The organism is Burkholderia sp. LMG 13014, assembly GCF_905232215.1.
Lineage (GTDB): Bacteria > Pseudomonadota > Gammaproteobacteria > Burkholderiales > Burkholderiaceae > Burkholderia.
Map to the genome: position 1 here is coordinate 1 of NZ_CAJNKE010000183.1, position 10494 is coordinate 10494.

At 62.6% G+C, this 10494-nt stretch carries 12 protein-coding genes and 2 pseudogenes; 4 read left to right on the forward strand and 10 right to left on the reverse strand.

Going from position 1 to position 10494, the window contains the following annotated elements; genetic code table 11:
* Positions 1 to 266: 266 nt before the first annotated feature.
* The 3 genes from JYJ84_RS18720 (at position 267) to JYJ84_RS18730 (ending at position 2944) form a co-directional block, all read left to right on the forward strand.
* Positions 267 to 773: a hypothetical protein gene (locus JYJ84_RS18720; RefSeq protein ID WP_175984890.1), complete on the forward strand. Its 507-nt coding sequence runs from the start codon at positions 267 to 269 to the stop codon at positions 771 to 773.
* Positions 770 to 1207: a hypothetical protein gene (locus tag JYJ84_RS18725; protein WP_175223204.1), complete on the forward strand. Its 438-nt coding sequence runs from the start codon at positions 770 to 772 to the stop codon at positions 1205 to 1207. Before JYJ84_RS18720 ends, JYJ84_RS18725 begins: the two co-directional genes overlap by 4 nt.
* Positions 1208 to 1447: 240 nt before the next feature.
* Entirely contained in the window at positions 1448 to 2944 is a 1497-nt protein-coding gene (locus JYJ84_RS18730; RefSeq protein WP_175223205.1) for an ATP-dependent endonuclease, read from the forward strand.
* A 115-nt stretch (positions 2945 to 3059) separates the two neighbouring features.
* Here the strand turns inward: JYJ84_RS18730 and JYJ84_RS18735 are convergent, their stop codons facing one another.
* From JYJ84_RS18735 to JYJ84_RS18775, 10 genes and pseudogenes are all read right to left on the reverse strand, one after another.
* Positions 3060 to 3749 carry a BsuBI/PstI family type II restriction endonuclease gene (locus tag JYJ84_RS18735; RefSeq protein WP_175223206.1) on the reverse strand — a complete coding sequence of 230 codons (690 nt, stop codon included), beginning with the start codon at positions 3747 to 3749 and terminating at the stop codon, positions 3060 to 3062.
* 25 nt (positions 3750 to 3774) lie between these two features.
* Positions 3775 to 3927: pseudogene (locus tag JYJ84_RS38550) on the reverse strand (hypothetical protein); the annotation flags it as partial.
* Positions 3928 to 4033: 106 nt separating this feature from the next.
* Entirely contained in the window at positions 4034 to 5869 is a 1836-nt protein-coding gene (locus JYJ84_RS18740; protein ID WP_175223207.1) for a site-specific integrase, read from the reverse strand.
* 4 nt (positions 5870 to 5873) lie between these two features.
* Positions 5874 to 6692 carry an FRG domain-containing protein gene (locus JYJ84_RS18745; RefSeq protein WP_175223208.1) on the reverse strand — a complete coding sequence of 273 codons (819 nt, stop codon included), beginning with the start codon at positions 6690 to 6692 and terminating at the stop codon, positions 5874 to 5876.
* Between the two features lie 128 nt (positions 6693 to 6820).
* Complete coding sequence (locus JYJ84_RS18750) at positions 6821 to 7774, reverse strand: abortive infection family protein (RefSeq protein ID WP_175223209.1); 954 nt, start codon at positions 7772 to 7774, stop codon at positions 6821 to 6823.
* 41 nt (positions 7775 to 7815) lie between these two features.
* Complete coding sequence (locus JYJ84_RS18755; protein WP_175223210.1) at positions 7816 to 8124, reverse strand: hypothetical protein; 309 nt, start codon at positions 8122 to 8124, stop codon at positions 7816 to 7818.
* 91 nt (positions 8125 to 8215) lie between these two features.
* A complete protein-coding gene (locus tag JYJ84_RS18760) occupies positions 8216 to 8986 on the reverse strand; it encodes a hypothetical protein (RefSeq protein ID WP_175223211.1) in 771 nt (256 codons plus the stop codon).
* A 158-nt stretch (positions 8987 to 9144) separates the two neighbouring features.
* Complete coding sequence (locus JYJ84_RS18765) at positions 9145 to 9345, reverse strand: hypothetical protein (protein WP_175223212.1); 201 nt, start codon at positions 9343 to 9345, stop codon at positions 9145 to 9147.
* A gap of 71 nt (positions 9346 to 9416) precedes the next feature.
* Positions 9417 to 9827 carry a type II toxin-antitoxin system VapC family toxin gene (locus JYJ84_RS18770; RefSeq protein ID WP_098557237.1) on the reverse strand — a complete coding sequence of 137 codons (411 nt, stop codon included), beginning with the start codon at positions 9825 to 9827 and terminating at the stop codon, positions 9417 to 9419.
* Entirely contained in the window at positions 9824 to 10066 is a 243-nt protein-coding gene (locus JYJ84_RS18775; protein ID WP_175223213.1) for an antitoxin, read from the reverse strand. Before JYJ84_RS18775 ends, JYJ84_RS18770 begins: the two co-directional genes overlap by 4 nt.
* Before the next feature lie 183 nt (positions 10067 to 10249).
* On the opposite strand from JYJ84_RS18775, the pseudogene JYJ84_RS18780 reads away from it, so the two are divergent.
* Positions 10250 to 10494, forward strand: a pseudogene (locus tag JYJ84_RS18780) (hypothetical protein); the annotation flags it as partial.

Consider the following 10494-nt stretch of genomic DNA (forward strand, 5'->3'; position numbering starts at 1 on the left):
TGTTGGATCGATCGACCTGGCGGTTCGAAACTAGGATAGACGGGTTGCCCGCCAAAACAGAGTTGGCGTTGACCTTGAAATTCAACAGTGGGAAAGATGTTGAAAGTTGGCGTGCCTAGGAAAGCCACGTCTGACTGGACGTGGCCGGGGCGATTCATCTACCGATAAATCGCGGATACTCATTGAAAGAACAGGGCGTTGTCATGTCACTCGCGTCACTGGATCCTAGGTTTGTGCGACGAGTCTGTTTGCTCTGCTGCCACTGCGTGCGCAACATCGCGTACTACCGTGTGGGTTTCGTCAAGGAAGATGGCACCGGCGATCTGAAGCAACGCACGCAATTTGGCGCGACGGTAAACAGCAACATGCTCGATATCGCCGTTCTCGAGTGGTGCAAACTGTTTGCCGACCGAAAAGCCAACCATCACTGGAAGCGCGTCATTCGGGACGACACCCAGCAGCAACGCTTTCTCGGTGAGGTGTTACACGACACGGGTACCAGTCTGAACGACTGGAATCGCTACCTGGACGCGATGCGCGTCTACCGTGACAAGTTCATCGCCCATCTGGACGACCTCAATGTCATGCAGATTCCGTCACTGGAGGTCGCGTTGAAATGCGTCCTCCTACTTTACGCATACATCCGCACAAATAGCCCCGCGTCGACATTCAGGACACCGCATGGCGCGCACCTGCCGGAAGACCTTGCGGTCTACTACGCTGAATGTCGCAATGAAGCACGCAAGACATACGACGCAGGGAAAGGTGTATGAACAGTCAGGTACTGTCGCTGATACTTGCCGTGTGGGGTGCGGTGCTTTCGACGGCACTCGGTGCGATCAAGATCGGGGAAGTTTGGCGAGACCGCCATCGTATCGACATCGGATATTCGTTCTGCAGTGACGAGCAGCGCGGAAACACGATCACGATTCGCAACCTATCCGGACGCCCGCTCATCCTGTCCTACTGGGAGCTCCAGCTTCGTCATGGGCGCTGGCCATGCGCTCGATACAACACGTTTCAGTCACCTGAACTCGACGAGCTGGTCGACTCTAGAATCGAGCCTTACTCTAGCTACCCATTGGTTTTCTCCGAGGCGGACCATTTCGACTGGGACAAGGGTGCGCTAATCGGGCGCCCGCTATACATCCGGTTGCACTTCGCCGGCCGTCGACCGACGAGGCTGTTTGTCTATCCGGGGTCCTAAGTTGTTGTCTCGTCGAAAGCGTTAGACGAGCACTTCATCAAACTACCCCTCTTCCGCCGGATCCGTGCCACTACCAGCAAGCCGTCGACGCACTTTGCGAACGTGCCGTCACTGTCGACCCGCACCTGCAGTATCGACTCACCTGTCGGAGCGACGGCACGCTGACCCGGCATGTGGTAAAGGAGATAAGCTGGTAGCATTCGCGGGTGTTTGAAGCGACAAAACAAAAGGGGGGAGCTGATGGCCGTACGAATCACAATCGAAAACCTACGACACATTCGTCGCCTAGAATTCTCGATTCCAAATACTGGGGTATGGCTTTTGACGGGGGCCAACGGAACAGGGAAAACGTCTCTGCTGGCGTGCCTTCGGCGGATAGGCTACAGCAATGCCTTTCCGACACATTTTCCTGCATCGCAGAAGTCAGACAGGCTTGATTCCTTCGACGGCTCGTCCGTCCGTTATGACGTCAATGGTGCAGCGGTGACCTATCGGTACCGCGGCGAGCGCTGGGTTCCGCTACCGAAGGCTAATAGCAAACTACTGAGCCAGGCCGGATTTCCCTCCGTACGTTACATAGCTGCCGACGCAACGCGCATTGAGCCCAACAAGGACGACTTTCAGCCGAGGAGAGTGCGGCCTGCACACGGGGACATCATTGCTGCGGCGAACAGGATATTCGACACCGGAAAGTTTAATGCTCTCAAAACCATAAATCTCCGGACTGGAGTCGGGAGCGACGCGTTTTTGCTGGAACTCCCGACCGTGCCAGGACGAAATGTACGGCACTACATTTCAGAAAAGAATTTGAGTCTCGGGGAGCTCTGCATCCTGAAACTGCTGCGCCTACTGAAAGATTGCCCTCGCGGTTCGCTAGTGTTGATCGACGAGCTTGAACTTGCGCTCCATCCGATGGCTCAAGTGACGCTTCTTCGCTATCTTGATGACATCGCGGCTGAAAAGGCTTTGACGATTATCGTATCGACTCATTCCGCAACACTCATTAAGCAAGCTAACGCGAGCCGGCTATTGCTTCTCCAAGAGGACGCGGCTGGAAATATCGTCTGCCAAGACAAGTGCTTCCCGTCCCTCGTGTTGGGTGCGCTTGCTTACCGCGAAGAAACCGCTGCCGACGTGATCGTCTATGTCGAAGACGAAGCCGCACAGGTCCTCGTAGAACAGTTTGCGTTCAGGTTCATGCAGCAGGTCTATCAGAACCATCAGTTGGCCCCGAGCATACAGGTCATTCCCGTTGGTGGCATGACGAACGTCTTGCGATTCTTTGTTCGTCAACGGCCTTTGCTTCCTGCTATTACCCGTTGCTATGTGATGCTGGATGCGGATGCTGAACAGACCCTTAACACGGCGCGAGCAGAGGACATTATTCGGATCAGAGATAGGGAGAGGGCAGCGATTTCGTACCTACCCGTTACGCCGGAAGTGGGTTTGGCGTCGTTTCTCCACGGCAGCATACGAGCGGTTCAGGATGCACTCCGCACGCACTACAGGCTTCAGATTGCTGTGGTTCAACAAGATGTGGGCGCATTGCCCGAGCCGGATGACCGTGAAGCATGCAAGACACTGGTTAGCCGGGTATGCGGCGTTATTGCAGAGCAGCTTCCGAACGTCGCTTCGTCTGATGTGAAAGAGACGCTTCTCAAAATGCTGGCGAACCATCTCTTTGAGAACGAACAGGCCAGGATCATGCGGCTTATGGGACCGATTATTCGCGGTTAGGCCTGTTAGCCGCGGGCAAAGTATGAGCCTGCGGAGGCACGTGGTGCCTGACCGACTTCTGTAAACCTCACCCGCCACTAGCGACGGGGGCTCCGGTCGAGCGGTTCAGACCACATCAGTTGTTGAGTTTGCGCGCGTCGCCGGCCCAAAGCTCCATAAGGTACTCGGGCTCAGACGCGCACCAGGCGTACGATCCCCAGGCGAGTTCCGAGATGCTTTTGCGGAACGGCTGACCCGAGCGGTCCAAGTACGCCGTCAAAAATGCAAGATGTCGCTCGTCGAATCCGGCTTCCAATGCCATCGTGGTCAGCGCCACCTTACGCTCTCGGTTGATTGGGCCGTCCGACGCCACTACCTCCGTGAACACAACAAGCATGTCCGTGCCACTAGCGTCGGCACCGAGGTCAACGAGAATGATGTCGGGAAGCGCCTTCGTTGCGTCGATCCTCAGACCCAGCGCATTCGCCAGATTTTCATCACGTGCGACGACTTTGTTGCCCGATTCCGAAAGCCAAAGCACGGTCGGCTGCTTTAAGAAGCGCGGCGCGAAAACCTCGATGACAGCCTTCGCAATCACGCTCGAGGGTCCTGGGGCGAGCGTTCGAATCTCGCCGTTCGGAAACGTCACAGATACGGCGTCCTTGGCCACTGCAGCACCCTGCTTCATCAGGCGCAAGCGCGACATCGCCGCCTTTGAAAGATGGGCTGCTTGCCACGCCTCGATAGCGGCAACCAACTCGACGTCCGTCAAGTCCGGATTGAACAGTGCGGCAAACGCAGCGTTCCCCGCCTTCGATCCAGCCATGAATCGTAGCGAGGTCAGTCGAACCCGAGATGAAAGCACCGATCGGGTCGCCGAATGCGCCCAACAGTTCCAGCTCACACTTCCCAATTTCGGATATGCGCAGGCGACCGCTGAGCCTCTCGGTGTCACCCGGCCGCCAGAAATACCCCTCTAAAACTTCCGGGACATCGAGTTTCATCGGTTTCTCCTCTGTTTGTTGGATGTGCTGTAGATGTGACCGAACTGCTGTGACGCGCTACCCCGCAGTCAACCCACGAGCGTAGGGAGCGGGCCATTACCCTCACCTACTCGACTCTTTTTGCACCGACACCCGCCAGCCGAGCGTGATATTTCGCGGCCTCCTGGCGCATCCGCTGCTGTTCCGCGTTCACGTAGATCGTGGTGGTCTGCAGCGACGCATGCCCCAAGACTTGCTGCAGCACCTCGAGCGCCATGCCGGCCGTCGCAGACTGGGTGCCGAACGTGTGCCGGAATGCGTGCGGCGAGGTCCGCGCCAGTTGCCGCCGGGTCGTTTCGGTGAGCTGCGGTAGCTGCTCGATCAGGCGCGCGAGCGTGCGCGTGACGACCCGGCGCGCCGCGCGCGGCGTGTAACCGGCTACCCGCGTCATCTCGCCCGCGTCCGTTACCCCGAATTTTTTCCGACCGGCCGGCGTGGGCGGCACCATGGTCGGCGCAACAAGCGGCAGACCGCCCGCGCCGGCATCGAAATCCAGCCCGCGGTCCTGCCAATGGTCGCGCAACGCCTCGATCGTGTCGTCGGTGACGGGCACGAAACGCTCCTTGTGGCCTTTGCCGATCACGCGAAGCAGCCACGTCGCCGGCGTCGCGTCTTCGGCGGGCCACCACTGGAGGCCACCGCGCTCGACCGTCACTGCTTCTTCGATGCGCAGCCCCGCGTCGCCCATCAGCAGGATCAGGACCCGCGCGATGCGCCAGTCGGGGCCCTGCGGCCCTTGGCCCTCGCTGCGTCCGGCGAGCTCGGTCCGCACCCTCGCCCACACGTCGATCGGCAGCGCCCGCTGCACCTGCAGCGTGGTCGCGCGCTTCAGCGGTTTCGGATCCGCCACCGCGACCCACGGATTGCCAGCCAGATAACGCACCTTGACGAGCCAGTCGAACGCCGCGCGCAAGGTCCGGACCGCATAGCGCTGACTGTCGAGCGACAGCGGCTCCAGCGAGAACGGCCGCCAGCGGCCCGAGCTGCGCGGCGCTCGTATGCCGCGGAACGCATCCGACGGCGACGCCAGAAAGGCCTTGTACGCTTCGCAGTCGTCGACCAGCATCGACGACATCGGCCGGCGGCGCTCGAGCACGCACCACAACACGAAGCGCTCGAGCTCACGCCAATACGCGCGCTGCGTCGCGACCTGGCCATCGTAGCGGTGCAGGTAAGCGAACACCGCGTCCAGATCGTGTGTCGCGGCGATGTATGGAAACGCCGGCGCGCGATTCGCGCCGCACGCGCCCGCTAGATCCTGCGGCATCAGCAGCCGGTGGATCGGCACCAGCTGCCCGCGGCGCAGCGCGACGCGCGCATCTGGCGCGGCCAACAGCCGGTCGACGCTGTCGACGTCAACGGCCACCGTGTCGCCGATCGTCTCGGCGTGCCGGCGCAACCATGCGACCACCGTGTGCGCGCGCCCGACCCCGATGCGCGGCACCGAGCGCCACCAGCTGCCACCGCGGCGGTTGCAATAGGCAACCAGCGCGCCGAGCGTGTGCACGTCGACGTCGGCCAGGCGCTGCGCGACCAGCGGCCGGAACCAGCGTGCGATCGCATGCTCGGCGACCGGCACGGCCTTCGCCCAGCTGCCCGCGGCCTGCTCGATCATCTGCAGCGAGACCGGCGACAGGCGCGGTTCGCCGAATTTTCGAATCGACGCCTGCAGGTGCTCGACCAGCACGGCCGAACCCTGGCGCAGCGCGATCGACACCAGGTCGTCGCGCATGGTGCGCAGCAGACGCTCGACCTCGAGCGGCTCGAGTTCGTCGAGGTCGAAATAGAGCCGTTTGATCGTCTCGATCGGCAGGCCTTTCACGCGTGCGCGCAGCGCCGTGAATTCGGTCCGCGTGTAGGTGCGCGGTGGCGGCAGGTCGAGCTGCTGGGGACGGTTGGCCACGGGATCACGCCTCTCCGAGGTTGCCGGCGCCCGGCGGTTCCTGATCTTCGGGATACAGGATGGCGTCGGTAATGCGGCCGGCCACCCCGTCGAGGTCCGGGAACAACACGCCGCGGTTGATGCCGGCCGTCTGCAGTTGCGCGCGGATCAGCCCGAACGCGTCAGGTAGGATGCGGATGTAGGCGAGGCGGTCCCGAAAGTTGGCGTTCGCATCGAGCGGCCAGTACCACATCCCCAGATCCCCCTCGTCTTTGCCGAGATGCACGCTGAACCAGCCGTCTTGCGCCGCAATGCGCCGCGACACGTGGCGCGGCTTCAGCAGTTTGGTGTTCGCGATCTCGAGCGGGTTGTGACGGTCCTCGTCGCCGATCAAGTCCGCCTCATTCCCCGCCAGCATCCAGACCGCGGCTGGCTTCAACGCCCCGTCGTCTCCCTTGCCGGCCGGCCGCTTGATCGCAAACCATAGCGCGGCCAGTGCACTGCCAGTCCAGTCGAGCAGTCGCGTGGGCATCGCATGGTGCTGCGCAATCGCGAGCCAGTCGGCGGCGGCAAGCTCAACCGTCGATTCCAGATGCGGAACAGCGCGATGCTGGAACTCGGTCAACATGCGTTGCTCGGTTCCCGGCCTCACACGGGTCGAATACTGCTTCCGTGCGATCCCGGGCGTGAGCCGCCACGTTTCGTCTTCCTGACCGCGAAACAGATTGATTTGAGTCCCGATCGCCGGTCTCGCGGACGTCCACCTGTCGACGTGCTCCAGGAAGGCCGCCAGCGTCGTCGCATCCCCGATGCACTTTGCCAAACGCTGATTCTTGAGTGACATCGCAGTCTTCGCCATAGTTGTTTCCCCGTTTGCTTGAACACCGCTCGACTGCGACGACGAACGCCATTTACATCCGCCGCCATCGCGGCTATTCACATCCTGTCGTCGCCGTTACACCGGACTCGCTCTCAGCGCGGCGCCGATGACGCGTCGTCGGTGCGTGGCACCGGCGGGTTCACCTGGTGACGGTTCAAGAGGAAGTGCGCCGCGGCCACGGTCGCCTGCTTCACGAACACCGCATAGCCCGGATCGAGCGGCGGCAGGTGACTCGATGCGCCGTGCGCGGTTCCAAAATGCGTGCGCAGCGCGCCAATGGCGCCGCAGATTCCTTGGATGCCGCCGAGCAACCTGCGGACGTCCTCCTCGGCTTCTTTGGCGTCCGGCCAGGTCAGAGTGTCGAGACAAGCCTTGACGAGCGGCGACATCGACTTGTCCTTCGGAAGGGCAATCCCGCGCTCGCGCAGGATCTTCGCGCACGTGGCCTCGAGGAAGCGGCTGCAGCGCGTCAGCGCATCGGCCGTTTCCGCATACGTGGCGTCGACCGCGTCCTGCCACAAACGCACCAGGTTGTCGTCGCCCGCGGCGTCGAGGCTCTCGCTCATCTCGGCGTCGATCGCAGCGGACTCGGCGGAGAGCAGCGTTCGGACCGCTGCAAGCACGCCGTCGAGTCTTGCCTCCTTGTCATCGAGCCGGTCACCGCCAATGTTGTGAACGAGCGAAGTCACGACTTCGGTCGCAAGTAGCGGTGCGAGCCAATATTCCGGGCACCGATCGGGCGTCCAGGTACTCTCAAGATAACCACTGAACCCGTCGTAGATGTCACGCCGGGCGACATCGGAAAGGTCATCGCCGGCGACGACCAACAGCCGATGGTTCTCGAAGCGCCAGCGCAACTCGGTAGGTGATTCGGCAACGCCCGGCGGGGCCTCGACCCGGACGATCGAACTTTCACCGCTTACCTGCAGATGACCCAGTTCACTTTCCAACGTGTCGGCCAACTCCCGCACGCTCGCTTGCACCGCTTCTTTCTTGGACTGCACCCGCTTGAGATGCGCAGCCCGGGCTTTGATCAGATCTCTCATGTGCGATACGCCGGTGACCGGCGGTCGTTGCTGTTCCAAATTTATCGGGGAGGCGTGAGACTCAATAGCGACGCGGCCGCACTGAGCACGACGGCGACCGCGGTCAGTCCGGCCGCGATGCGGTTGCGTCGCCCTGCCCGGTCGTTCTGCTTCCAGCCGGCGACGCGCCACGTGAGCGCCTCGAGTTCGGGGATCACGGGCATGATCCCGCCAGGGTTGTCTTCGAGCGGATCGAGCGGCACGCGCGTCGACCAGACCCAGGCGCCAGCCGCGGCCAGCCCGACCAGCAGGCCGCCAACCGCGCACCACCAGGCGACGGTCCCGCACCACGCATAGGTGCAGTAGAGCATTGTGGTTCCCCTAAACCCGCCCGCGTCGGGGCGAATGGTTTTCAGTTGGTCCGCTTTTGCCGGACCGCCAAAGCCTGCAGCATGACCGGCGCTAGCCGGCAGGGTCGGCTGCACACTGTGTGTCTTCGTTCATGGGACGCGCAGCACGTGCGGTTCGCAGCTCGGCGAGCCGGCTTTCAATCCCCTCATCTTTCTGCACGAAACCGTTCATGCACACGTAGGACACGTCTTCCCAGAACCAGCCGATCGCATTCACGAAGCGCGTCAGCAATTCTCGCGGGAGGACCGCGTGTCGAAAGGATGGAATGGCCGGTGGTCCCATTGGCGGATTCTCGGCGGGCCACGGGAACGGCGCCGACGTCCACGTCGGCCACAGCTCGCGGTGGGCACGAAACAGCGCGTCGGACGAGCGCCCGTCGCCGTGCCGGCACGCGTTGCCGACCAGCTGCAAATACTCCAGGTCCGGGTAGCTCGGGAACGCCGCGAGCGCCGCGCCGCGCAAATCGAGCAGTAGGCGGCTTACCTGCTCGAGGGGCGCCTGCTGGGCCAGCCGGACTTGCTGCGCATCGCCGCCACAATAGTGGACGCAGTCGCACATCCAGACGCGAAGCTGGCGCTCCCAGATCGACTGGATCGCCAGGCAGAACGCTTGGATCGTCGCTTGCAGTAACGCCTCGGCGTCGGCCCGGGCGAAGGGCGCCCCGCCTTCGCGGGTCTTCCCCCAGCGTTCGATGTCGCGATCGATGGCACCGAGTGCCGGCAGCGCCACGTCGCCGAGAAAGGCGCGGATGCGGGGGTGGTGCAGGCTTGTCTGCACATCGGCGTAGTTTTGTTCCCAGCGGATCGCGTCGAGTGTAGTCATGGTCTTGGTGGGCCGGATTGCCGCGCGAGCCCCTGCCCCGGCGCGGTTCAGTTCGCACTATAGGGGTTTTGACCCATTAAACACAAGTCCGCTAATAAGAATTAGCGGACTTGGCGACGCGCCGGAAAAACCCGGCCGCAGCCGGGTTGCCCAAGCGTTCACGCGCACAGGATCAGGTACACCGCCAGCAATGGCATGTTCAGGGCGGCGATCGCCGCCAGCGGGTGAACCAGCCCATAGCTGGCCGGCCAGAGCGACGACAGCCCGCGGTCGACGGCCGCCAACGCGATCAACAGCGCCGCGGCCGCCAGGCCCCTGCCCCACCCGCCTTCCTTGAACTGCATCGCTACCAGGGTCATCGTCGAGCTCCTTTGGGTTCACACGGTGGACTATCGCGCCGGCCGAATCCACCGGCCCGCCGGCGTGGGCGTTACGTCGTCGGCCGCAACCAGTTTTCGACCGGCAGGCCGGCGACACGGGTAAATTCGGCCGTGTTGTCCGTGACCAGGACGGCGTCGACCGCCAGCGCATGCGCGGCGATCAGCATATCGTTGGCCCCGATCAGCTGGCCTTGCTTCTCGAGGTCGGCCCGCAACCGGCCGTAGCACCGGTCGGCGTCGGGCTGCAGCGGCAACACAGTCAAGCTCGCCAGCAGTTGCTCGACCCGCTGGGCGAGGGTGGATGAGCCACGCTTCCAGACGCCAAACCGCAGCTCCGCTGCCACGATAATCGAGGTACATACTTGTTCGGGCGACGTCTGTCCGATGCGGGTGGCGCAGGCGCCGCGCGGGTCGCGGATCACGTTCGACAAGATGTTAGTGTCGAGGAGATACAGCGTCATTCGATGTCGACCGGTTCAGCCGGCAGGCTTTCTATGTCGGGAAACGTTTCGTCCAGCGGAGTCCATTGGGCAAACAGCTCACGCAACGGCGCGGCCTCCACGGGCTCGATGATCAAGCGCCGGCCTTCCCGGTGGATGGTGACTTCCGAGACCGGCAGCTCGAACTCGCGCGGGATCCGCACGGCCTGGCTGCGCCCATTGCGAAACAGGCGCGCGTGGCGGGTGTCATGGGTTGGCATGGGACAACTCCTATTCAAACGAGACGGCATATGCCACAGCATATCCTCGTTTGGTTCAGTTCGCAATCAACGCCGAGGCGCGTCTCGTAAGCAGAGTTATCAGAAGTGATACTTTTGGCCCCGGCTCGACACGCGAAACACCGTACTGTATAAAGATATATCTCCATACAGCACGGTCTGACGATGACGTTCTTCACCCCCGTCGATCACGACGCGGCCGTGCAGGCGATGCTCGACCACCCCGAGCTCGGCAGCCGTCACCTGCGCGGTCTGATGAGCGGCATCAAGCGCCGCGCCCGGGCGCGCGCGGTGATCGCGTTCGTCCAGGCCATCACCCCGCCCCCGCCCGATGCGACCATCACCACCACGCGGCAGTTGATGCACGTGCTGTTCGGCCACGCGGTCTCGGTCAACGACCTGCACCGCCA